The organism is Methylobacterium planeticum, assembly GCF_008806345.1.
GTDB lineage: Bacteria > Pseudomonadota > Alphaproteobacteria > Rhizobiales > Beijerinckiaceae > Methylobacterium > Methylobacterium planeticum.
The window spans coordinates 347,271-369,231 of sequence record NZ_VZZJ01000003.1; the positions used below are offsets into that span (position 1 = coordinate 347,271).

Sequence of the window (21,961 nt, forward strand, 5' to 3'; positions counted from 1 at the left end):
GGTTAGCGCGCGAGCGGCAGCGCGGCGGCCGCGGTCTGCGTGTTCGAGAGGGCGGCCCGGATGCTCGTCATCAGCGCCTCGGTGGAGGGCGCGAAGGTGTCGAGGATCGGGGCCGGGTGCACGCCGTAATAGATGGTCAGGGCGACGAGCGGCGCGATGATGAGCTTCTCGCGGTTGTCGAGGTCCAGGATGCCCTGGAGCGAGGGCTTCTCGAGCTTGCCGTAGATCACCCGGGCGTAGAGCCAGAGGGCGTAGGCCGCCGAGAGGATGATGCCGAAGACCGAGAAGAAGGCCACGGTCGGGTTCGCCCGGAAGGCCCCCGTCATCGCCAGGAACTCGCCGACGAAGCCGGAGGTGCCGGGCAGGCCGACATTGGCCATGGTGAACACCATCATGGCGACCGCGTAGAGCGGCATCCGCTTCACCAGGCCCCCGTAGGCGGCGATCTCGCGGGTGTGCATCCGGTCGTAGACGACGCCGACGCAGAGGAAGAGCGCGCCGGAGACGATGCCGTGCGAGATCATGAGGAAGAGGGCGCCCTGGATGCCCTGCTCGTTCAAGGTGAACAGGCCGAGCGTCACGAAGCCCATATGGGCGACCGACGAGTAGGCGATGAGCTTCTTGATGTCGGTCTGCATCATGGCGATCAGCGAGGTGAAGATGATCGCGATCACCGAGAGGGCGAAGACCAGGGGCGCGAACAGGTGGCTCGCATCCGGGAACATCGGCAGGGAGACCCGGATGAAGCCGTAGCCGCCCATCTTGAGGAGGATGCCGGCCAGGATCACCGAGCCCGCCGTCGGCGCCTCGACATGGGCGTCGGGGAGCCAGGTATGGACCGGCCACATCGGCATCTTCACCGCGAAGGAGGCGAAGAAGGCGAGCCAGAGCCAGGTCTGCATCTGCGCGGGGAAGCGCGTCTGCAGCAGCGTCGGGATGTCGGTGGTGCCGGCGTGCCAGTACATCGCCATGATGGCGAGCAGCATCAGGACCGAGCCGAGCAGGGTGTAGAGGAAGAACTTGAAGCTCGCGTAGATGCGCCGCTTGCCGCCCCAGATGCCGATGATGAGGAACATCGGGATCAGGCCGGCCTCGAAGAACAGGTAGAACAGCACCAGGTCGAGGGCCTGGAACACACCGATCATCGTGGTCTCGAGGACCAGGAAGGCGACGAAGTACTCCTTCACCCGGGTCTCGATGGCGTGCCACGAGGCGCCGATGCAGAACGGCATCAGGAAGGTGGTCAGCAGGATCAGCGGCATCGAGAAGCCGTCGACGCCGAGCTTGAAGCGGATCGTGTCGGTGAGCCAGGCGTGGCTCTCGACGAGCTGGAAGCTCGACGAGGTCGCGTCGTAGCGGCCCCAGGCGACGAGGGAGAGCAGGAAGGTGACGATCGTGGTGGCGAGCGCGGCCCAGCGGGCGTTGCGCCGCACGCTCTCCTCGTCGCCGTTCAGCGTCAGGATGAACGCCGCGCCGGCGAGCGGCACGAGCAGCAGGCCGGAGAGGATGCCGAGGCCGAACATCAGCGGGTGCTCCCGTTTGTCTTCGTATGGCGCTCGGCCGTGACCGGTCGAAGGCGGCCGCCGGGGCGCGCCGTCGCGCCGGGCGCGATGCCCCCGCGGCCGCCCGGATCCGTCGTGGCGGCCATCAGTGACCGCCCTTGGGCAGGCCGGTCATCAGGTACCAGCTGATCAGGCCCGCGACGCCGACCAGCATCACGAAGGCGTAGTGGTAGACGTAGCCGGTCTGGAGGCGGACCACGCCGCGGGTCACGTCGACCACGCGGGCCGCGATGCCATCGGGGCCGAGGCCGTCGATGACGCGCCCGTCGCCCTCCTTCCAGAGGAACTTGCCGAAATCCTTGGCCGGGCGGACGAAGATCCGGTCGTAGATCTCGTCGAAGTACCACTTGTTGAGGAGGAAGCGGTACAGGACCGGCTGCTGCCCGGCGAGCTGGCCCGGCAGCTCCGGCCGGCGGATATACATCCAGAAGGCGAGGAGGAAGCCCAGCACCAGCATGATGAAGGGCGAGGCCACGACCCAGCCCGGCACGTGGTGCATGTCGTGCATGATGTGGTTGTCCGGGCCGTGCGCCAGCGCATGGCCCCAGAACGCCTCCATGCCCTCGCCGATGAAGCGGTCCTTGAAGATCAGGCCGGCGAAGAGCGCCCCGAAGGCGAGCACCGCCAGCGGGATCGTCATGACGAGCGGGCTCTCGTGCGGCTTGTGCACGTGTTCGTCGTGATGCTCGAGGTCGCTGTGGGAGGCCGGCTCGACATCGTGCCCCTTGTCGTCGTGGGCGACGCCCTCGTGGTGGCCCGGCAGGCCGTCGGCCTCGTGCGCCGTGGAGGCGTGAACCGTGCCGCCATGGACCGTGGCACCCTGAACCGTGGCACCGTGGTCGCCCGCATGGGCGAGGGCCGGCGCCGCGTGCGCGTGGTCGTCATGCCCGTGGGCGCCGTGGTCGGCCCAGCGGGCCGGGCCCTCGAAGGTCATGAAGAACAGGCGCCAGGAGTAGAACGAGGTGAAGAAGGCCGCGATCACGGTGGCCAGGAAGGCCAGGGTGTGGCCCGGCCGCGTCGAGGCGTAGGCCGCCTCGATGATGGCGTCCTTCGAGTAGTAGCCGGCCGTGAAGGGGAAGCCGATCAGCGCCAGGGTCCCGATCGCCATCATGGCGGTGGTGAAGGGGATGTAGCGGCGCAGGTCGCCCATGTTCCGCATGTCCTGCTCGTGGTGCATCGCGTGGATGACCGAGCCGGCCCCGAGGAACAGCAGCGCCTTGAAGAAGGCGTGGGTGAAGAGGTGGAAGATGCCGGCCGAGTAGGCCCCGACGCCGAGCGCCACGAACATGTAGCCGAGCTGCGAGCAGGTCGAGTAGGCGATCACCCGCTTGATGTCGTTCTGCACGAGGCCGACGGTGGCGGCGAAGAAGGCCGTGATGCCGCCGATCACCGTGACGACCACCAGGGCATCGGGCGCGAGCTCGAACAGCGGCGACAGGCGGGCCACCATGAAGACGCCGGCCGTCACCATGGTGGCGGCGTGGATCAGGGCCGAGACCGGGGTCGGGCCCTCCATCGCGTCGGGCAGCCAGGTGTGCAGCAGGAACTGCGCCGACTTGCCCATCGCCCCCATGAACAGGAGCAGGCAGGCGAGCGTCAGGGCGTGCCAGTCATGGCCGAGGAAGTGGAAATGCGCGTCCTTCAGCTCGTTGGCGCGGGGGAAGATGCCGTCGAAGGCGACCGAGCCGAAGAGCACGAAGACGAGGAAGATGCCGAGGGAGAAGCCGAAATCGCCGACGCGGTTGACGATGAACGCCTTCATGGCGGCGGCGTTGGCCGAGGGCTTCTCGTACCAGAAGCCGATCAGCAGGTAGCTCGCGAGGCCGACGCCCTCCCAGCCGAAGAACATCTGCACGAGGTTGTCGGCCGTCACCAGCATCAGCATGGCGAAGGTGAAGAGCGACAGGTAGGCGAAGAAGCGCGGCCGGTGCGGATCCTCCTCCATGTAGCCGATGGAGTAGAGGTGCACGAGGGTCGAGACCGTGGTGACGACGACGAGCATCACCCGGGTCAGCGTGTCGATCCGGAAGGCCCAGTCGACCGTGAGGTCGCCGGCCGTGAACCAGGTCGCCACCTGCACCCGGATGGCGTGGTCGCCCCCGTCGAGGAAGAGGCCCCAGGAGAGCAGCGCCGAGAAGGCGAGGCAGCTCGTCGTCAGGTACTCGCAGGCGCGCGCCCCGAGCTGGCGGCCGAACAAGCCGGCGACGAGGGCGCCGATGAGGGGGAAGAAGACGATCGCGTGATACATCGTTCTTTGTCAGTCCGGCCTCTCGGGGCGCCTGAGGGCGCCCCCGTGAAGGTCCAATGGGCGAAGGCGTCGGGTCGCGTCGGGTTCGTCGCCTCAGCCCTTCATCATGCTCACGTCCTCGACCGCGATAGAGCCGCGGTTGCGGAAGAACACGACCAGGATGGCGAGGCCGATCGCCGCCTCGGCGGCCGCGACCGTGAGGACGAACAGGGCGAAGACCTGGCCCGTGATGTCGTTGAGGTGCGTCGAGAACGCCACGAGGTTGATGTTCACGGCGAGCAGGATCAGCTCCACCGACATCAGGATCACGATGACGTTCTTGCGGTTGATGAAGATGCCGAGCACGCCGAGCGTGAACAGGATCGCGGCGACCGTGAGGTAGTGGCTCAGTCCGATCATCGTTCTACCCGCGTCTCCACACGCACCCGCCCCGCCCGTGCGGGGAGGCGTGAACCGGGAGGGGGTGCCGCGAACCGTCCATCCGGCCCTGCGGAACCTCCTCCGTCCTCGACCCTCCCCGCAGCGGGGAGGTCACACTCAAACCTCGACGCCCTGGCGGGACGGAACCTTGCGGGTCTCCACCGCCATCGCCTGCGTGCGGGCGTTCTGGACCGCGATGTTCTGGCGCTTGACGCCGGGCCGGTCGCGGAGCGTCAACACGATGGCGCCGATCATCGCGACGAGCAGCACGAGGCCCGCGATCTGGAAGAAGTAGGCGTATTCCGTGTACAGCACCCGGCCGAGCGCGGCCGTGTTGGTGAAGCTCTCGCCCGCCGCGACGTTGCCGAGCGGCGCCTGGACGAGGCCCGGATCGATGGTCCAGGAGCCGACGACGAGCAGAAGCTCGATCAGGAAGATCGCCCCGATCAGGCCGCCCACCGGCAGATATTGCTGGAAGCCCTGGCGCAGCTCCGCGAAATCGACGTCGAGCATCATCACGACGAACAGGAACAGCACCGCCACGGCGCCGACATAGACGACGATGAGGATCATCGCCAGGAACTCGGCGCCCATCAGCACGAACAGCCCGGCGGCGTTCACGAAGGCCAGGATCAGGAACAGCACCGACGCCACGGGATTGCGCGACGCGATCACCATGAAGCCCGAGGCGATCGCCAATCCGGCGAACAGGTAGAAGAAGGCAGCGGCTGCGGTCATGCGATGTCGGGTTCAGCCGCGCGTGGCGGCCCCTTCTGCCTTCGGTGGGCCATCGGCCGCACCGGCGGCCCGTCTATAGAACTCGGCTCTACGGCGCACAACCCGAACCCGCGCTTGCGCGGGTGACAGCCTGCGCCGAACTCTCCCGTTAGCCGCCCGCGATCCGCGCGCGGCCGGCGCCCTCCCCTAGCGGTAGGGCGCGTCCATGGCGATGTTGCGCGCGATCTCGCGCTCCCAGCGGTCGCCGTTCAGCAGGAGCTTCTCCTTGTCGTAGAGCAGCTCCTCGCGGGTCTCGACCGAGAACTCGAGGTTCGGCCCCTCCACGATGGCGTCCACCGGGCAGGCCTCCTGGCACATGCCGCAATAGATGCACTTCACCATGTCGATGTCGTAGCGGGTGGTGCGGCGCGTGCCGTCGTTGCGGCGCGGGCCCGCCTCGATGGTGATGGCCTGGGCCGGGCAGATCGCCTCGCAGAGCTTGCAGGCGATGCAGCGCTCCTCGCCGTTGGGGTAGCGGCGAAGCGCGTGCTCGCCCCGGAAGCGCGGACCGCGGTGGCCCATCTCGAAGGGGTAGTTGATCGTCGCCTTCGGCTTGAAGAAATACTTCATGGCGAGGACGAACCCCGACACGAACTCCTTCAGCAAGAGGCCTTTGGCGACTTGATCGAGCTGCATCGCGCGATCTCCAAATGGGTGCGGGTCAAGCCCCCGGCGCGAGGCCGGTGAGCTTGAGAACGAAGGCGACGACGACGACGGAGATCAGCGAGAGCGGCAGGAAGACCTTCCAGCCGAGGCGCATGAGCTGGTCGTAGCGGTAGCGCGGCACCATAGCCTTCACCATGGCGATCATGAAGAACAGGAAGCTGGCCTTGAGGGCGAACCAGATCACGCCCGGGATCCAGGTGAAGGGCGCGAAGGGGATCGGCGAGAGCCAGCCCCCGAGGAACAGCACGGTTCCGAGCGCGCACATGGTCATGATGGCCACGTACTCGCCGAGCATGAACAGCAGGTACGGCGTCGAGGAATACTCGACCATGTAGCCGGCCACGAGCTCCGACTCGGCCTCGGGCAGGTCGAAGGGCGGGCGGTTCGTCTCGGCGAGCGCCGAGATGAAGAACACCACGAACATCGGGAACAGCCAGAGCCAGTACCAGCCGAACAGCCCGAGCGCGGTGTCCTGCGCCAGCACGATGCGCGAGAGGTTGAGCGAGCCGGCGCAGAGCAGGACGCAGATGATCACGAAGCCGAGGGAGACCTCGTAGGAGATCATCTGGGCGGCCGAGCGGAGCGCCCCGAGGAAGGCGTATTTCGAGTTCGAGGCCCAGCCGCCCATGATGACGCCGTACACGCCGAGCGACGAGATCGCGAAGATGTAGGTGATCCCCACATTGATGTCGGCGATGGCCCAGCCCTCCGCGAGCGGGATCACCGCCCAGGAGGCGAGGGCGAGCGTGGCGAAGACGAGGGGCGCCGCCAGGAAGATCGCCTTGTTGGCGCCGGCGGGGATCACCGGCTCCTTGAGCACGAACTTCAGGAGGTCGGCGAAGGATTGCAGCAGGCCCCAGGGCCCGACCACGTTCGGGCCGCGGCGCAGCTGCACCGCCGCCCAGATCTTGCGGTCGGCCAGCAGCGCGTAGGCGATGAAGACGAGGAGCAGCGCCAGGAGCACGAAGCTCTTCAGCGCGATGAGCAGGACGGTGCCGAGCACTTCGAGGAAGGTCATCGGGGCCGTCCCTTATTCGGCGGCTTCGAGCGCGCGCCCGCGGGCGAGGCTCGAGCATTCGGCGAGCACCCGCGAGGCGCGGGCGACCGGGTTGGTGAGGTAGAAGTCGAGGATCGGCGTGCGGAAGGGCTCGCGCGCCGGGCTGCCGCCGAGGGCCGAGAGGGCCTCGACCGCCGCGACGGCGTCCGAGGGCTCCACCGCGTCGACCGCCGCGAGGTGCGGGTGGTCGGCGTAGAGGGCGCGGCGGAGCGCCGTCAGCGAATCGTAGGGCAGGCGCTTGCCGACGACGTCCGAGAGGGCGCGGATGATCGCCCAATCCTCGCGGGCATCGCCCGGCGGGAAGGACGAGCGGTTGGCCGTCTGCACCCGGCCCTCGAGGTTGACGTAGGTGGCGTTCTTCTCGGTGTAGGCGGCCCCCGGCAGGATCACGTCGGCGCGGGCGGCGCCGCGGTCGCCGTGGGTGCCCTGGTAGATCACGAAGGCGCCGGGGGCGATCTCGACCTCGTCGGCGCCGAGGTTGAACACCACGTCGAGGGCCCCCGGGGCGGTCATGCCGGCGACGTCGAGGCCGCCCTCCCCCGGCACGAAGCCGAGATCGAGGGCGCCGACGCGGGCGGCGGCGGTCTGCAGCACGCCGAAGCCGTGCCAGTCCGGCCTCACCGCGCCGATCGCCTTCGCCAGCGCGGCGGCGGCGGCGAGGATCGCGGCCCCGTCCGGGCGCGCGATGGCACCCATGCCGACGATGACGACGGGCTTCTGGGCGGCCCTCAGGACCTCGGCGAAGCTGTGGTTGCCGGCCGCGAGGTCGGCCAGGGTCTCGGGGCCGGCCCCGAGCTGGACATGCGGATAGGTCAGGTCGACGGGCTCGCCGATCAGGCCGACCGGCAGCGGGCCCATGCGCCAGCGCTTGCGGATGCGCACGTTGAGGAGCGAGGCCTCGAGGCGGGGATTGGCGCCGACGAGGAGGATCGCGTCGGCCTCCTCGATGCCCGGGATCGTCGGGCCGAAGGTGTAGGCGGCGCGGCCCCAGGCCGGGTCGAGGGCCTCGCCGGCCTGGCGGCAATCGAGGTTGCGGACGCCGAGCGCGCCCATCAGGCTCTTCAGGGCGTAGGTCTCCTCGACCCCCGCGAGGTCGCCCACCAGGGCGCCGACGCGCGTCGGGTCGGCCGCGCCGAGCTTCGCCTTGATGGCCCCGAAGGCCTCGCCCCAGCTCGCCGGGCGCAGCCGGCCGTTCTCGCGCAGGAAGGGCCGGTCGAGGCGCTGCACCCGCAGGCCGTCGACGGCGTGGCGGGTCTTGTCGGAGATCCACTCCTCGTTGATGTCCTCGTTGACCCGCGGCTCGATCTGCATGACCTCGCGGCCGCGGGAATCGACCCGGATGGCGCAGCCGACCGCGTCCATCACGTCGACCGACTCGGTCTTGGTCAGCTCCCAGGGGCGGACGTTGTAGCTCTGCGGCTTGTGCACGAGCGCGCCCACGGGACAGAGGTCGGCGACGTTGCCCTGGAGCTCCGAGCCCATCGCCTGCTCGAGATAGCTCGTGATCTCCATGTCCTCGCCGCGCCCGATGGCGCCGAGATCGGGCACGCCCGCGACCTCGGCCAGGAAGCGCACGCAGCGGGTGCAGTGGATGCAGCGGTTCATGGCGGTCCGCACCAGCGGGCCGATATACTTCTCCTCGACGGCGCGCTTGTTCTCGCCGTAGCGGGTCGAGTCGACGCCGTAGGCCATCGCCTGGTCCTGCAGGTCGCAATGGCCGCCCTGGTCGCAGATCGGGCAATCGAGCGGGTGGTTGATGAGGAGGAACTCCATCACCCCCTCGCGGGCCTTCTTGGTGGTGCCCGAGCGCGTCAGCACCTCCGGCGGCTCGCCGTTCGGCCCGGGACGGCAATCCTTGACCGCGTAGGCGCAGGAGGCGACGGGCTTGGGCGCGCCCTTCAGCTCGACGAGGCACATGCGGCAATTGCCGGCGATCGACAGCCGCTCGTGGAAGCAGAAGCGCGGGATCTCCGCGCCCGCGGCCTCGCAGGCCTGGAGCAGTGTGTACTCGGCCGGGACATCGACCTCGGTGCCGTCGACGACGATCTTGGTCATACCTGGTTCTCGGTCTCGAACTTCGGTGCGGTCGCGGAGCCGGTCACTCCGCGGCCATCGGCACGGGCGTGCTGTGCGGGTTGGCGCTGTAGCGGTCGATGCGCTTCTCGATCTCGGGGCGGAAGTGCCGGATCAGCCCCTGGATCGGCCAGGCGGCGGCGTCGCCGAGCGCGCAGATGGTGTGGCCCTCGATCTGCTTCGTCACGTCGAGGAGCATGTCGATCTCGCGGCGCTGGGCGCGGCCCTCGGCCATGCGCAGCATCACCCGCCACATCCAGCCCGTCCCCTCGCGGCAGGGCGTGCACTGGCCGCAGCTCTCGTGCTTGTAGAAGTAGGCGATGCGGGCGATGGCCGAGACGATGTCCGTCGACTTGTCGAGCACGATCACGGCCGCGGTGCCGAGGCCGGAACCGAGGTTGCGAAGGGTGTCGAAATCCATCTTGGCGTCGATGATCTGGTCGGCCGGCACCAGCGGCACCGAGGAACCGCCGGGGATCGAGCAGAGCAGGTTGTCCCAGCCGCCGCGCATGCCGCCGCAATGCTCGTCGATCAGCTCCCGGAAGGTGATGCCGAGTTCCTCCTCGACATTGCCGGGCTTGTTCACGTGGCCCGAGACGCAGAACAGCTTGGTGCCGGTGTTGTTCTTGCCGCCGAGCCCCGCGAACCAGGCGCCGCCCCGCCGCAGGATGGTGCCCGCCACCGCGATCGACTCGACGTTGTTCACGGTCGTGGGGCAGCCGTAGAGGCCCATATTGGCCGGGAACGGGGGCTTCAGGCGCGGCATGCCCTTCTTGCCCTCGAGGCTCTCGAGCAGGGCCGTCTCCTCGCCGCAGATATAGGCGCCGGCGCCGTGGTGGACGTAGATGTCGAAGGGGTAGCCGTGGAGGTTGTCCTGTCCGACGAGGCGCGCCTCGTAGGCCTCGTCGACGGCCCGCTGCAGCGCGTGCTTCTCGGCGACGTACTCGCCGCGGATGTAGATGTAGCAGGCATGCGCGTTCATCGCGAACGAGGCCAGCATGCAGCCCTCGATCAGGAGATGCGGGTCGTGCCGCATGATCTCCCGGTCCTTGCAGGTACCGGGCTCCGACTCGTCGGCATTGACCACGAGGTAATGCGGCCGCCCGTCCGACTTCTTGGGCATGAAGGACCATTTCAGGCCGGTCGGGAAGCCGGCGCCGCCGCGCCCGCGCAGGCCCGACGCCTTCATCTCGTCGATGATCCAGTCGCGGCCCATCTCCAGGAGGAACTTGGTCCCGTCCCAGGCGCCGCGCTTCTGGGCGGCCGCGAGTCCCGGCGCGTGGAGGCCGTAGAGGTTGGTGAAGATGCGATCCTGATCGGAGAGCATGTCAGGTCCTCACTGCGCTGAACGGCCGGGCGCGTCGGCCCCGCCGAGGGCCTTGGCCTGCCCCACCCAGTCCTCGCGGTCGATGCGACCCGGGAACGCAAGGTAGGTGCCGACCCAGGCGACCTCGTCCCGGGTCCAGGCAGCGATCTGGTCGAAATGGTAGATGCCGAGTTCGTGCAGCCGGCGCTCGTTGCCGGGGCCGATGCCCTTGATGCGCGTCAGCGCGTCGGGCTGGCCGGCAAGGGCGGCGTCGAGGGCCGGGGGCCGGGTGCCGACTGCATCGGCCTTCTGCTCGGGGCTCGCGTCCTTCGGCAGGTCGGCGAGCGTCTTCTCGATCCGGGTCTCCTCGGCCTCGGCCGCGATCTCGCCCTCGCTCGCGCCGGGGGCGGCGGGCTGGGGCGGGACCTCGTCGCGACGGAGCGTGGATTGGGCACCCGCCTCCGCGGCGGCCGCCTCGCCGGCCGCGGCCATCTGCTCGGGAGTCGACTGAGCGGGCGGCGACTCGGCTGGGGTCGACTCGGCGGCCGTCTCGGCCGGGCCGCTCTCGCCCTGCGCGGTGGTCGAGTGCGAGCGGTCGGCGGCGTCGGCGCGATCCTGCGCCTTCACGGGCGTCTCGCCCCCGGCGGCGCGCTGGGCGGGCGCGTCGGTCGCGGGGCTCCCGGCAGCCCGGCCGGCGTCGGGATGGGCGGGCTTCGGATCGGCGGCGGCGCGCTGCTCGCTCGAGGCGGCCTCGTCCCTGCCGGCCTCCTCGGCCTCGGCGTCGGTCTGCTCGAAGCGCTTGCGCCACGCGCCGATGCGCGAGCCGTCGAACAGCGTCGGGTCCTGCAGGGTGTGGACGGCGTCCTTCGGCTCGGAGGAGGTGCGCCCGACCTGGGAGCCGACCTTCACGGGCCGGCCGGCGGCGAGGTCGTCCATCAGCGTGCCGAGGGATTCGGGCGTCAGGTCCTCGTAGTAATCCTGGTTGATCTGCGCCATCGGCGCGTTGCAGCAGGCCCCGAGGCACTCGACCTCGAGCCAGGAGAAGTTGCCGTCCGCCGAGACGTGTCCGGGGGGGCCGAGCCGCTCTTGCAGATAGCCCTTCAGCTCGCGGGCGCCGCAGGAATCGCACGGCACCGTGCCGCAGAGCTGGATCCAGAACCGGCCGACCGGCTCCAGGGCGAACATCGTGTAGAAGGTCGCGACCTCGAGCACCCGGATATGCGGCATGCCGAGTTCGTCCGCCACCGCCTCGATCGCCTTCTGGGGCAGCCAGCCGCCGTTCTGCTCCTGCGCCTTCCACAGGAGCGGGATCACGGCCGAGGCCTGGCGCCCCTCCGGGTACTTGGCGATCTGCCCCTTGGCCCATTCGGCGTTCTCGGGGGAGAACGCGAAATCGTCGGGCTGCTCGGCTGCGGGAGCGAGTCTGCGGTTGGCCATCAGTCGAAAACCCTCAGCGGTCCACTTCGCCGAACACGATGTCGAGCGTGCCGAGCACGCAGGACACGTCGGCCAGCATGTGGCCGCGGCACATCCAGTCCATCGCCTGGAGATGGGCGAAGCCCGGCGCGCGGATCTTGCAGCGATACGGCTTGTTGGTGCCGTCGGAGACGAGATAGACGCCGAACTCGCCCTTCGGCGCCTCGACGGCCGCGTAGATCTCGCCGGCCGGCACGTGGAAGCCTTCGGTGTAGAGCTTGAAGTGGTGGATGAGCGCCTCCATCGAGCGCTTCATCTCCCGGCGCGGGGGCGGCGCGACCTTGCCGTCGAGGGTCGCGATCGGGCCCTGGCCCGCGGGCTCGCGGAGCTTGGCGATGCATTGCTTCATGATGCGCACGCTCTGGCGCATCTCCTCCATGCGGATCACCTGGCGATCGTAGGTGTCGCCGTTCTTCCCCACCGGGATGTCGAACTCCATCTCGTCGTAAGCCTCGTAGGGCTGCGACTTGCGCAGGTCCCACGGGATGCCGGAGCCGCGCACCATCACGCCCGAGAAGCCCCAGGCCATGGCCTCGTCCACCGTGACGATGCCGATGTCGACGTTGCGCTGCTTGAAGATGCGGTTGGCCATGACGAGGTCGTCGAGGTCGTCCACCACCTGCGGGAAGCTCTCGCAGAACGCCTCGATGTCGTCGATCAGCGCCGGGGGCAGGTCCTGGTGGACGCCGCCCGGCCGGAAGTAGTTGGCGTGGAGCCGCGCGCCGCTCGCGCGCTCGTAGAAGATCATCAACTTCTCGCGCTCCTCGAAGCCCCACAGGGGCGGCGTCAGCGCGCCGACGTCCATCGCCTGCGTGGTGACGTTGAGGAGGTGGGACAGGAGCCGCCCGATCTCGCAGAACAGGGTGCGGATGAGCTGGGCGCGACGCGGCACCGACAGCCCCAGCATCTTCTCGATGGCGAGGCAGAAGGCATGCTCCTGGTTCATCGGCGCGACGTAGTCGAGCCGGTCGAAATAGGGCGTCGCCTGGAGGTAGGTCTTGTACTCGATCAGCTTCTCGGTGCCCCGGTGCAGGAGCCCGATATGCGGGTCGACGCGCTCGACGATCTCGCCGTCGAGCTCCAGCACGAGGCGCAGCACGCCGTGCGCGGCCGGGTGCTGGGGCCCGAAATTGATCGCGAAGTTGCGGATGTTGTGCTCGGTCACGGGAAGCCTCCGCCTCAGACCGTCTTCTTCTCGTCGCCCGGGAGCACGTACTCGGTGCCCTCCCACGGTGACAGGAAGTCGAAGTTCCGGAATTCCTGGGTCAGCTTCACGGGCTCGTAGACCACCCGCGCCTCGTCCTGGTCGTAGCGGACCTCGACGAAGCCGGTGAGCGGAAAGTCCTTGCGGAGCGGGTGCCCCTCGAAGCCGTAATCGGTGAGAAGGCGTCGCAGGTCGGGATGGCCCGAGAACAGGATGCCGTAGAGGTCGTAGGTCTCGCGCTCGTACCAGTTGGCCGCCGGGAAGACCTCGATCACGGAGGGGACCGGCGTCGTCTCGTCCGTCTGGACCTTCACGCGGATGCGCTGGTTATGGCGCAGCGAGAGCAGGTGGTAGACGACGTCGAAGCGCTTCTCGCGGTTCGGGTAATCCGCGCCGCAGATGTCGATGAAGCAGCGGAAGGCGCAGGCCGGGTCGTCGCGCAGGTAGGTCAGCGCGTAGACGATGTCCGAGCCCTGGACGATCAGGGTGAGCTCGCCGAAGGTCAGGCTGCGCTCGATCACGGCCGGGCCGAGGGCGCCCGCGATCGTGTCGCCGAGCGCCTGGAGCGCGCCCTCGCCGCCTTCCGGCTGGGTGTGGGCGAGGATCGTGATGCCGTTGCTCATCGGAAGGCCTCAGCGCTCGATCGTGCCGGTGCGGCGGATCTTCTTCTGCAGCAGCAGCACGCCGTAGAGGAGCGCCTCCGCGGTCGGCGGGCAGCCCGGCACGTAGATGTCCACCGGCACGACCCGGTCGCAGCCGCGCACCACGGAATAGGAATAGTGGTAGTAACCGCCGCCATTGGCGCAGGAGCCCATCGAGATGACGTAGCGCGGCTCGGGCATCTGGTCGTAGACCTTGCGAAGCGCGGGCGCCATCTTGTTGGTCAGGGTGCCGGCCACGATCATCACGTCGGACTGGCGCGGCGAGCCGCGGGGGGCGAAGCCGAAACGCTCGCAATCGTAGCGCGGCATCGACATCTGCATCATCTCGACGGCGCAGCAGGCGAGGCCGAACGTCATCCACATCAGCGAGCCGGTGCGGGCCCAGTTGATGAGGTCGTCCGTCGAGGTCACCAGGAAGCCGCGATCGGCCAGCTCGCTGTTGATCGACAGGAAGGTCGGGTCGTTCTCGCCGATCGGCCGACCCGTCGACGGGTCGATGATCCCCTTCGGCTGGGGAGCGATCGTGGGAGCGCGGGAGAGATCGGTGGTGAGGGCCATGAATGCCTCAGGTCAGCTCGGGTGCGTGTCGGCGGCGGTCTCGGCCTAGTCCCACTCGAGGGCGCCCTTGCGCCACTCGTAGACGAAGCCGACGGTCAGAACGCCGAGGAAGACCATCATCGACCAGAAGCCATACCAGCCGAGCTCCCCGAAGGTGATCGCCCAGGGGAACAGGAAGGCCACTTCGAGATCGAAGATGATGAACAGGATGGCCACGAGATAGAAGCGCACATCGAACTTCATGCGCGCGTCGTCGAAGGCGTTGAAGCCGCACTCGTAGGCCGAGAGCTTCTCGGGATCCGGACTGTTGTAGGCCACCAGGAAGGGCGCCACCAGCAGCGCCACCGCGATGAACAGCGACACCCCGATGAAGACGATGAGAGGCAGGTAATCCGCCAACAGGCCGGTCATGCGACACCTCTCGCGTTCGAGTGAGACCGCGGCGCCCTCGATCGGCTCGGCGGCATGTGGAATTGCTCCAATGCCAGAGTGCGCACGGCGCGAGGCTTAGACGAGCGGTTCCGGTGAAACAAGTGCGTTGCGCGTCGCACAAACCGCCCTCGGTGAGAGAGATGGGCCCGTGTCAGTCCGCAACCAACACGTCAGATGCGCGCAGGACGCCCCGCCGCAGGGGGCAAACGCCCTGAAAACGGGCCCTTCCGGATTGGCGCGGAGGCAGCTTGACAGCCCCGAACCACCCCCCTAAACCCCGGCCCGTCGCCGCTTGAGGCGGCACGCCACGCGGGCGTAGCTCAGTTGGTTAGAGTGCCGGCCTGTCACGCCGGAGGTCGCGGGTTCGAGCCCCGTCGCCCGCGCCACGTATCCGGCAATCCCGACATCGCCGGCCGACCTGCGCACCCGCTTCCGGCTGCACCGTTTCGCGCGCGTTCCGCCAGGCCCACGTGGCAGGCGCACGTGGCCAGGCGCATGTGGCCAGGCGCACGTGCGCCTGGCACGGGCGGCGGCTCAGGGGGCCGCCGCCACGCGTCCCGGAGCGTTCAACCGCTGCGTCTCGGCCGACGCCGGTCAGTGGCTGCCGCCGAGATAGGCCGCGCGCACGGCGGGGTCGTTGCGCAGCTGCGCCGCCGGGCCCTGGAAGCGGATGTGGCCGTTCTCCAGCACGTAGGCGTGGTCGGCGACGCCGAGCGCCGCCATGGCGAACTGCTCGACGAGGAGCATGGTCACCTGCTCGTCCTTCAGCCGTCGGATGATGCGGAACACCTCCTCGACGAGCTTCGGGGCGAGCCCCATCGAGGGCTCGTCGAGGAGCAGGATCTCCGGGCGCAGCATCAGGGCCCGGCCCATGGCGAGCATCTGCTGCTCGCCCCCCGACAGGGTGCCGGCGAGTTGTTCCCGCCGCTCCTTGAGCCGCGGGAACAGCTCGAAGGCGCGGTCGCGGTCGGCCGCGACGTCGCCCTTCGGGCGCGAGCCGGTCAGGCGCGGAAAGGCCCCGAGGGTGAGGTTGTCCTCGACGCTCAGCGTCGCGAAGACGCGGCGGCCCTCGGGCGAGTGGGCGAGACCGGAGCGGGCCACGTCGTGGCTGTCGAGGCCGCCGACCTCGCGGCCGTTCAGGCGGATCGACCCGGCCCGCGGGCGGATCATGCCCGAGAGCGCCCGCATCGTCGTGGTCTTGCCCGCCCCGTTCGAGCCGATCAGGGTGACGACCTGCCCCTTCCGGACCTCGAAGGAGAGCCCGTGCAGGACCTCGATCTGGCCGTAGCCGGCCGAGAGGTTCGACACCTCAAGCATGGACGGGCTCCTGATCCGCAACCGGGCTGCCGAGATAGGCCTCGATCACCTTCGGGTTCTCCTGGATCTCGCGGGCGCCGCCCTCCGCGATCTTGTGGCCGAAATCGAGCACGCTGACGCGGTCGCACAGGCCCATCACGACGTCCATGTGGTGCTCGATCAGGATCACGGTGATGCCCGCGTCCCGGATCTTGCGGATGATCGCCGTGAGGTCGGCGATGTCGGGGGCGGTCAGGCCGGCGGCCGGCTCGTCGAGGAGGAGGAGGACGGGATCGAGGGCGAGCGCTCGGCCGATCTCGAGCAGGCGCTGCTTGCCGTAGGGAAGATTGCGGGCCTCGACCTGCGCGAGGCCGCCGAGCCCCACGAATTCGAGGATCGCCATGGCGCGCTCCCGCGCCTCCCGCTCCTCGCGCCGCCGGCGCGGCGTGCTCAGGATCGCGTCGACGATGGTGCCCCGGAAGGCGTGGTGCAGGCCGACGAGGACATTCTCCAGCGCCGTCATCTCCCGGAAGAGCTGGACGTTCTGGAAGGTGCGGGCGACGCCCGAGAGGGCGATCTCCGAGGGCGTGCGCCCGTCGAGGCGCTGCGTGCCCCCGGCGGTCGCCAGGATCACGGCGCCGTCGGTCGGTTTGTAGATGCCAGTCAGCACGTTCATCATCGTGCTCTTGCCCGACCCGTTCGGTCCGATGAGCCCGTGGATCGTGCCCGGCCGGACCGCGAGGTCGACGCCGGCGAGCGCCTTGAGGCCGCCGAACTGCATCAGCGCGGACTCGACCCTGAGCAGCGGATCCGCCCCGGCCCCGCCGCGCTGCGCGATGAGCGCGGAGCCCTCCGCCGTCAGGGTCCGCCCCTCCGCCGTGTGGGCCGGGCGCAGGGCCGGGATCTTCTCCCGCAGGAACCCGACGATGCCGTCCGGCAGGTAATAGACCACGAACAGGATCATCAGGCCGAACACGGTCAGGCGGAAATCCGTCACCGATTGCAGGGCGAGGGTGGCGGGGAAGAACAGCACGCAGAGCACGACGGGCACGAGGATCGCGTAGCGGTTCTCCCGCCGGCGCAGGAAGGCCAGCGCCGCGACCGCGAGGGCCGCGAGGGCGATCATGGCCGCCATGATGCGCACGAGGTCGATGTCGGCCAGGATGTTGGGCATCATCACGACGATGGCCGAGCCGATGAGCGGGCCCGCCCGCGACTTGCGTCCGCCCATGGTCACGGCGAGCAGGAACAGCACCGTCAGCTCGAACCCGTAGGAGTTCGGCGCGACGTAGCGCTCCGACCAGGCGAACAGCGCCCCCGCGAGGCCGGCGAGGGCCGCCGAGATCACGAAGGCGTAGACCTTGTAGCGGTAGACGCTGACGCCCATGCAGTCGCAGGCGATGGGCGAGTCGCGCAGGGCCTCGAAGGCGCGGCCGAAGGGCGAGCGCACCACCCGGTTCACCACCAGGATCGTCAGCAGCAGCGCGGCGCAGACGAGATAGTAGAATTCGAGCTTGCGCCCGGCCGCCCCCCACGGCGCCTGGATCCCGAGGAGCGAGAAGTCGAGGACGCGGGCCGGCGGCAGGGTGATGCCGAGCGGGCCGTTGGTGAGGGGCGTCAGCTCGTTGATGAAGATCTGCACGATGGTGCCGAAGGCGAGCGTCACCATGGCGAGATACGGGCCGGTGACCCTGAGGGCCGGCACCGCGAGCAGCAGGCCGAAGGCGGAGGTGACGCCGATCCCGGCCAGCAGCCCCCACCAGATCCCGAGCTTGAAGTGCAGGAACAGCACGGCGGCGGCGTAGGCGCCGACGCCGAACAGCCCCGCATGGCCGAGGCTGACCTGCCCCGTGTAGCCGACCACGATGTCGAGCCCGAGGATCAGGATCGCGTAGATGGCGATCACCACCAGAAGGTGGATGTAGTAGGAGCTCGTCACCACGTGCGGGAAGGCGGCGAGGAACACGACGAGCAGGACGCCGCCGAGGAGGCCGGCATGGCGGCCGAGGCTCGGAGCTGCCGCGGGCGCCGCGGCGGGGGCGAGGGTGGACTGCGCCATGGCGTCAAGCTCTCGTCGGACTGGTCGGGGACGGCATCGGGCGGCCGGGACGGCGGGGGACGCGGGCTGTCACGCTCAGACCTTCTTGATCACGGCTTTGCCGAACAGCCCGACTGGGCGGATCGAGAGCACGACGAGGAGCAGGATGAGGCCGGGCACGTCCTTGTAGCCCGTCGAGATGTAGAAGCCCGTCAGGGTCTCGGCGACGCCGAGGATCAGGCCGCCCACGATCACGCCGAGGCCGGATTCGAGGCCGCCGATGATCGCCACCGCGAAGGCCTTGAGCGCCAGCACCGCGCCCATGGTGGCGCCCGTGAGGGTCACGGGGGCGACGAGGACGCCCGCGAAGGCCGCCGTCATGGCGCTGATCGAGTAGGACAGGGTGATGACCCGCTGGGTGTTGATGCCCATCAGGCCGGCGGCGTCGATGTCGTTCGAGGTCGCCACCACGGCCTTCCCCCAGATCGACTTGCGGTTGAAGATCTCGACCGCGAGCATCATCAGGAGGGCGCCGCCGACGATCAGCAGCTCCATCGGCAGGATCCGAACGCCGGCGACGTCGATGGCGGTCTCGGGGAGCGGCGAGGGGAATTTGAGGTCGTCGCGGCCCCAGACGTTCTCGGCGACGTTCTTGAAGATGATGCCCAGCGCGATGGTGGCCATGATCCACCCGTACTCGGACTTGATCTTCACGGCCGGGCGCACCCCGAGGCGCTCCACCACGGCGCCGAGGGCGAAGCCGAAGACCAGCACCAGCGGGATCATCAGCCAGTAGCCGGTGAAGGGGGCGAGCGTCAGCCCGAACAGGGCGCCAAGGGCGAGCGCCTCGCCCTGCCCGAAATTCAGGGTCTTCGAGGTGGCGAAGGTCAGCTGATAGCCGAAGGCGATCGCGGCATAGATCATGCCGACCGCGACGCCGGACGCGATGAGCTGCAGGAAGATGGCCATGGGGCGCCGTGTGGTGGGAGCGGGAAATCGGGGTCAGCGCCGCCGGGGGCGTCCCCGGAGGTTTGAGGCCGTCGGGTCCGGCGGGCGTTCCGGCACGGGGCCGGAGGTGGATCCGGGATCCCGTGCGTCGGGGTCCCGGATCCGCGCCGCGGGCAGCTCTCCCGTGGCGCGGGGCCGCGGAGGAGCCGCCCGCGCGGCCGTTCAGTTCGAGGACTTTTCCTTCAGGCGGACGACGCCGGCATTCTGGGCGTCCTCGGGCTTGGCGTAGACGATCTTGCCGTCCTGGACCTTCCCGAACACCACCATGTTGCGCGAGATCGCGTTGTGGTCCTTCGCCGTGAAGGGCTTCTCGTAGGTCGTGATCACGCCCTCGACGCGCTCGTTCAGGTTCTCCAGCGCGGCGCGGATCTTCGCCCCGTCGGTGGAGCCGGCCTGCTTGATCGCGGCGGCCAGGATGAAGACCGAATCATAGCCCTGCGCGCCCGCCACCGGCGTCGGGATCTTGGTGACGCCGTAGCTCTTGTAGTAGCTCTCGAGGAAGCTCTTGCGCCGAGGCAGCGTCTGATCCTCGATGAAGGTCTGGGGCATGATCACGCCGTTCCCGTTCGGGCCGGCGATATCGATGAAGCTCTGCATCGAGGAGGGCCAGGAGGTGATCATCGGCACCTTCCAGCCGAGCTTGGCCATGCCGTTGGCGACCTGGGCGAGCTCGGGGCCGATGCCGTAGGCCAGGATCACGTCGGCCCCGGCCTGCTGCGCCTTGAGCAGCTGGGCCGTCATGTCGACGTCCTTGATGTTGAACTTCTCCACCGCAACGGGCTTCACGCCCTTGGTGCCGAGATACTTCTCGATGTCCTCGCGGCCGAGCTGGCCGTAATTCGTCGAGTCGGCCAGGACCGCGATCTTCTTGTGGCCCTGGGCGAGGGCCTCGTCGACCATCATGCCGGCCTGGAGCACGTCGTAGGCCGAGTTCCGGAAGACGTAGTTGCTTTCGTAATCCGGCTCCTTGAACTGGTTGGTGATGATCGTGCCGGTGGCGACGTTGTTGAAGACCGGGATCTCGGCCTCCTGGTAGAAGCGCTGCGCCGCCAGCGCCACGCCGGTGTTGATGAAGCCCAGCGTGGCGACGACCTTCTCCTTGTTGATGAGCTCCTGCGCCACCTGGGCGCCGACCTCGTTCTTGGCCTCGTCGTCGCGCTCGACCAGGAGGAGCGGCCGCCCGAGGACGCCGCCCGCCTTGTTGATCTCCGCGGCCGCGAGCCGGGCGCCGTCGCGCATCGACACGCCCATCGACGAGGACCCGCCGGTATAGGGGCCCGTGACGCCGATCTTGATGGGGTCGGCGGCCTGGGCCGGCATCAACCCGAGCGCTGTCGCGCAGACGAGCGCGCCCATGAGCGCGCGTCTCCTCGTGGTCATCGTTTCCTCTCCATGATGCCGCTGGCATGCCCTTCGGGGTGGCACTTCGGTCGCGACGTCGAGTAGTCTTGCTCGAACTTATTTCCCGCCGTCAAGATCTCATCATGACGTAGGGCGATCGACGATTACACGCTGTGGACATCGCAACCCGGCATTGATGACAAAATGAGCATTATTTCTACGTTTCGGGGGAAAGCGGCGGATTAACCGTCGAGGCGGCCCACCGGGCGCGAGCGCCGAGACCCGCGCGCCAGCCATTCCGGACCGATCGACGCGGCCTCGCGCCGGGATGCGGTGCGGTGGCCCGACCGATGGGCGTGCCCGGACGGCCACAGGCCGGCGGCGGCCGATGGGGTCGGTGCGCCATGCCCCGCTTTCGCCGCATCGGCCCCGGATGGGAGCCCTCCCCTCCCCCGAGAGACGCTCCCCGCGCCGATGGCCCACCGCTCCCCTCCCGCCCTCCTCCGCGCCGCCGCCGCCGGCCTCATCCTTGCCCTGGCGGGCTGCGGCGCACCCGGGATCCTGCCGGATGCGGGAGCGCCGACCCTCGACGTGATCCTCGACGAGGCGGCGGCCGCCGTGGCGATCTCCGCCTACCGGATCCAGCACGGGCTCTCGCCGGTCGTGGTCGACCCGAGCCTCGTCAAGGCGGCGGCCTACCAGGCCGCCACGAACGCGCGGGCCGGGCGCCTCTCGCACGAGATCGGCGGCAGCTTCACCTCGCGGATGGCGCAGGTCGGGCTCGGCCGCGCCTACGCGGCGGAGAATTTGAGCGCGGGCTCCGAGACCTTCGACCAGGTGCTCGCCCGCTGGAAGGCCTCGCCCGAGCACAACCGCAACATGCTGATCCCGCAGATCCGCCGCATCGGCATCGCCCGCGTCGACGCGCCGGGCACCCGCTACAAGCGCTATTGGGCGCTGGTGCTGGGGGGCTGATGGCCCTCGACCCGAGTGGACGGTACTGCCGCGTCGCGCGCGCGGTCGGTCTCGGCGGAATCCCGGCGCATGGGCCCTCTCTTGGATCGCGGCCTCCTGCCTGTCGCCAGCGCCTCCCTCACGTTCGCCTTGTCCTTCATGCCGGGAAGAAGGGTGTAGCTGCGGTCGTCAAGGGGCTTGAAGACCACGCCTCGACCGCCGCGCCAGACCAGCATGTCGGCGATCTGTTTAAGGTCGACGGCTTGGACCTCAGCCAGCGTCGGCACGGTGGTCGCGTCACTGTGCGCAAGGAGCAACTCGCGCAACTCCACCGGTGTGAAGCTCTGATCCTCCGGCAGCAACTCGGCCGCGCGCTCGATGATCCTCAGCATCAATTTCTTGACCGAGCCACCTTGCACACGAGCCCCTTCGTCAATCCTCAACCCGACAGCCCCGGCCTGAGCGATCTGTTGCCGAACGATTTCGGCGATCAGGCGAAGGACTTCCGGCGAGACCGCGGAATCGAGGCCGGGATTGGAAGCGGGATCGCCGCACGGCGCATCGCGAGGTGCGTCCGGAGGCACATGCGCGCCGGCGCCGGGACCGGTGTCCCGCATCGCCACGCCGGTCTCCGCCGGCCCCGCTGCCGGCACGGCGTTCTCGGGTAATCCCGGTTCCGTATCGGCTTCGGCCGAGAGTTCGGCGACCTCGCCATGCAGAACCGGCAGAAGCGCCTCCAGGACGATTTCAGTCATCGACCGGCGACGCCTCGCGGCGATGATGGCGAGGCGCAAGTGATCGTCGGGCGACAGTTTCAGGGTGAAGCGCCCGTCGTGACTCGGCATCGATCCCCCTCCGAGGCGTTCGACCGAAGCTTACGGTC

The 21,961-nt window shown here is 69.0% G+C and carries 19 protein-coding genes and 1 tRNA gene; 2 read left to right on the plus strand and 18 right to left on the minus strand.

The window, feature by feature from the left end; translation table 11 throughout:
* Positions 1-2 precede the first annotated feature (2 nt).
* The 13 genes from F6X51_RS05385 to F6X51_RS05445 form a co-directional block, all read right to left on the minus strand.
* The gene (locus F6X51_RS05385; protein ID WP_150962184.1) at positions 3-1,523 is read right to left on the minus strand and encodes an NADH-quinone oxidoreductase subunit M; all 1,521 of its coding nucleotides are present in this window, start codon (positions 1,521-1,523) and stop codon (positions 3-5) included.
* Positions 1,524-1,647: 124 nt separating this feature from the next.
* Positions 1,648-3,810: an NADH-quinone oxidoreductase subunit L gene (gene nuoL, locus F6X51_RS05390; RefSeq protein ID WP_150962185.1), complete on the minus strand. Its 2,163-nt coding sequence runs from the start codon at positions 3,808-3,810 to the stop codon at positions 1,648-1,650.
* Between the two features lie 93 nt (positions 3,811-3,903).
* Entirely contained in the window at positions 3,904-4,209 is a 306-nt protein-coding gene (nuoK, locus tag F6X51_RS05395; protein ID WP_003598182.1) for an NADH-quinone oxidoreductase subunit NuoK, read from the minus strand.
* Positions 4,210-4,347: 138 nt separating this feature from the next.
* Positions 4,348-4,968 (minus strand): NADH-quinone oxidoreductase subunit J, encoded by a 621-nt coding sequence (locus tag F6X51_RS05400; protein ID WP_150962186.1) that lies wholly within the window; start codon positions 4,966-4,968, stop codon positions 4,348-4,350.
* Positions 4,969-5,154: 186 nt separating this feature from the next.
* Positions 5,155-5,643, minus strand: a complete 489-nt coding sequence (gene nuoI, locus F6X51_RS05405; RefSeq protein WP_150962187.1) for an NADH-quinone oxidoreductase subunit NuoI — start codon at positions 5,641-5,643, stop codon at positions 5,155-5,157.
* Between the two features lie 25 nt (positions 5,644-5,668).
* Complete coding sequence (nuoH, locus tag F6X51_RS05410) at positions 5,669-6,691, minus strand: NADH-quinone oxidoreductase subunit NuoH (RefSeq protein ID WP_150962188.1); 1,023 nt, start codon at positions 6,689-6,691, stop codon at positions 5,669-5,671.
* Positions 6,692-6,703: 12 nt separating this feature from the next.
* Positions 6,704-8,785, minus strand: a complete 2,082-nt coding sequence (nuoG, locus tag F6X51_RS05415) for an NADH-quinone oxidoreductase subunit NuoG (protein ID WP_150962189.1) — start codon at positions 8,783-8,785, stop codon at positions 6,704-6,706.
* 43 nt (positions 8,786-8,828) lie between these two features.
* Entirely contained in the window at positions 8,829-10,130 is a 1,302-nt protein-coding gene (nuoF, locus tag F6X51_RS05420) for an NADH-quinone oxidoreductase subunit NuoF (RefSeq protein ID WP_150962190.1), read from the minus strand.
* 9 nt (positions 10,131-10,139) lie between these two features.
* Complete coding sequence (nuoE, locus tag F6X51_RS05425) at positions 10,140-11,546, minus strand: NADH-quinone oxidoreductase subunit NuoE (RefSeq protein ID WP_150962191.1); 1,407 nt, start codon at positions 11,544-11,546, stop codon at positions 10,140-10,142.
* A gap of 13 nt (positions 11,547-11,559) precedes the next feature.
* Entirely contained in the window at positions 11,560-12,750 is a 1,191-nt protein-coding gene (locus F6X51_RS05430; RefSeq protein ID WP_150962192.1) for an NADH-quinone oxidoreductase subunit D, read from the minus strand.
* 14 nt (positions 12,751-12,764) lie between these two features.
* The gene (locus F6X51_RS05435) at positions 12,765-13,412 is read right to left on the minus strand and encodes an NADH-quinone oxidoreductase subunit C (RefSeq protein WP_150962193.1); all 648 of its coding nucleotides are present in this window, start codon (positions 13,410-13,412) and stop codon (positions 12,765-12,767) included.
* A gap of 9 nt (positions 13,413-13,421) precedes the next feature.
* The gene (locus tag F6X51_RS05440; RefSeq protein ID WP_150962194.1) at positions 13,422-14,009 is read right to left on the minus strand and encodes a NuoB/complex I 20 kDa subunit family protein; all 588 of its coding nucleotides are present in this window, start codon (positions 14,007-14,009) and stop codon (positions 13,422-13,424) included.
* Positions 14,010-14,054: 45 nt separating this feature from the next.
* A complete protein-coding gene (locus F6X51_RS05445) occupies positions 14,055-14,420 on the minus strand; it encodes an NADH-quinone oxidoreductase subunit A (RefSeq protein ID WP_109890497.1) in 366 nt (121 codons plus the stop codon).
* Positions 14,421-14,750: 330 nt separating this feature from the next.
* On the opposite strand from F6X51_RS05445, the gene F6X51_RS05450 reads away from it, so the two are divergent.
* A tRNA-Asp gene (locus F6X51_RS05450) sits at positions 14,751-14,827 on the plus strand.
* 208 nt (positions 14,828-15,035) lie between these two features.
* On the opposite strand, the gene F6X51_RS05455 is transcribed toward F6X51_RS05450, so the two are convergent.
* The 4 genes from F6X51_RS05455 to F6X51_RS05470 all read right to left on the minus strand — a co-directional run bounded on the left by F6X51_RS05455 (position 15,036) and on the right by F6X51_RS05470 (position 20,139).
* Positions 15,036-15,758, minus strand: coding sequence for an ABC transporter ATP-binding protein (locus tag F6X51_RS05455; RefSeq protein WP_150962195.1), 723 nt, complete (start codon positions 15,756-15,758; stop codon positions 15,036-15,038).
* On the minus strand, positions 15,751-17,796 hold the full coding sequence (locus F6X51_RS05460) for a branched-chain amino acid ABC transporter ATP-binding protein/permease (protein WP_150962196.1): 2,046 nt from the start codon (positions 17,794-17,796) through the stop codon (positions 15,751-15,753). Before F6X51_RS05460 ends, F6X51_RS05455 begins: the two co-directional genes overlap by 8 nt.
* Positions 17,797-17,871: 75 nt before the next feature.
* The gene (locus tag F6X51_RS05465) at positions 17,872-18,744 is read right to left on the minus strand and encodes a branched-chain amino acid ABC transporter permease (RefSeq protein ID WP_150962197.1); all 873 of its coding nucleotides are present in this window, start codon (positions 18,742-18,744) and stop codon (positions 17,872-17,874) included.
* 201 nt (positions 18,745-18,945) lie between these two features.
* Entirely contained in the window at positions 18,946-20,139 is a 1,194-nt protein-coding gene (locus tag F6X51_RS05470; RefSeq protein WP_150962243.1) for an ABC transporter substrate-binding protein, read from the minus strand.
* Positions 20,140-20,598: 459 nt separating this feature from the next.
* Between F6X51_RS05470 and F6X51_RS05475 the strand changes: the two genes are divergently transcribed.
* On the plus strand, positions 20,599-21,099 hold the full coding sequence (locus F6X51_RS05475) for a CAP domain-containing protein (RefSeq protein ID WP_150962198.1): 501 nt from the start codon (positions 20,599-20,601) through the stop codon (positions 21,097-21,099).
* On the opposite strand, the gene F6X51_RS05480 is transcribed toward F6X51_RS05475, so the two are convergent.
* Positions 21,072-21,923: a type II toxin-antitoxin system HicB family antitoxin gene (locus F6X51_RS05480; RefSeq protein WP_150962199.1), complete on the minus strand. Its 852-nt coding sequence runs from the start codon at positions 21,921-21,923 to the stop codon at positions 21,072-21,074. The genes F6X51_RS05475 and F6X51_RS05480 overlap by 28 nt on opposite strands.
* Positions 21,924-21,961 lie beyond the last annotated feature (38 nt).

Coding starts and splice junctions, on each gene's coding strand:
- F6X51_RS05385 (WP_150962184.1), bottom strand. CDS start 1,523: ATGTTCGGCCTCGGCATCCTCTCCGGCCTGCTGCTCGTGCCGCTCGCC.
- nuoL (WP_150962185.1), bottom strand. CDS start 3,810: ATGTATCACGCGATCGTCTTCTTCCCCCTCATCGGCGCCCTCGTCGCC.
- nuoK (WP_003598182.1), bottom strand. CDS start 4,209: ATGATCGGACTGAGCCACTACCTCACGGTCGCCGCGATCCTGTTCACG.
- F6X51_RS05400 (WP_150962186.1), bottom strand. CDS start 4,968: ATGACCGCAGCCGCTGCCTTCTTCTACCTGTTCGCCGGATTGGCGATC.
- nuoI (WP_150962187.1), bottom strand. CDS start 5,643: ATGCAGCTCGATCAAGTCGCCAAAGGCCTCTTGCTGAAGGAGTTCGTG.
- nuoH (WP_150962188.1), bottom strand. CDS start 6,691: ATGACCTTCCTCGAAGTGCTCGGCACCGTCCTGCTCATCGCGCTGAAG.
- nuoG (WP_150962189.1), bottom strand. CDS start 8,785: ATGACCAAGATCGTCGTCGACGGCACCGAGGTCGATGTCCCGGCCGAG.
- nuoF (WP_150962190.1), bottom strand. CDS start 10,130: ATGCTCTCCGATCAGGATCGCATCTTCACCAACCTCTACGGCCTCCAC.
- nuoE (WP_150962191.1), bottom strand. CDS start 11,546: ATGGCCAACCGCAGACTCGCTCCCGCAGCCGAGCAGCCCGACGATTTC.
- F6X51_RS05435 (WP_150962193.1), bottom strand. CDS start 13,412: ATGAGCAACGGCATCACGATCCTCGCCCACACCCAGCCGGAAGGCGGC.
- F6X51_RS05440 (WP_150962194.1), bottom strand. CDS start 14,009: ATGGCCCTCACCACCGATCTCTCCCGCGCTCCCACGATCGCTCCCCAG.
- F6X51_RS05445 (WP_109890497.1), bottom strand. CDS start 14,420: ATGACCGGCCTGTTGGCGGATTACCTGCCTCTCATCGTCTTCATCGGG.
- F6X51_RS05455 (WP_150962195.1), bottom strand. CDS start 15,758: ATGCTTGAGGTGTCGAACCTCTCGGCCGGCTACGGCCAGATCGAGGTC.
- F6X51_RS05460 (WP_150962196.1), bottom strand. CDS start 17,796: ATGGCGCAGTCCACCCTCGCCCCCGCCGCGGCGCCCGCGGCAGCTCCG.
- F6X51_RS05465 (WP_150962197.1), bottom strand. CDS start 18,744: ATGGCCATCTTCCTGCAGCTCATCGCGTCCGGCGTCGCGGTCGGCATG.
- F6X51_RS05470 (WP_150962243.1), bottom strand. CDS start 20,139: ATGGGCGCGCTCGTCTGCGCGACAGCGCTCGGGTTGATGCCGGCCCAG.
- F6X51_RS05475 (WP_150962198.1), top strand. CDS start 20,599: ATGGCCCACCGCTCCCCTCCCGCCCTCCTCCGCGCCGCCGCCGCCGGC.
- F6X51_RS05480 (WP_150962199.1), bottom strand. CDS start 21,923: ATGCCGAGTCACGACGGGCGCTTCACCCTGAAACTGTCGCCCGACGAT.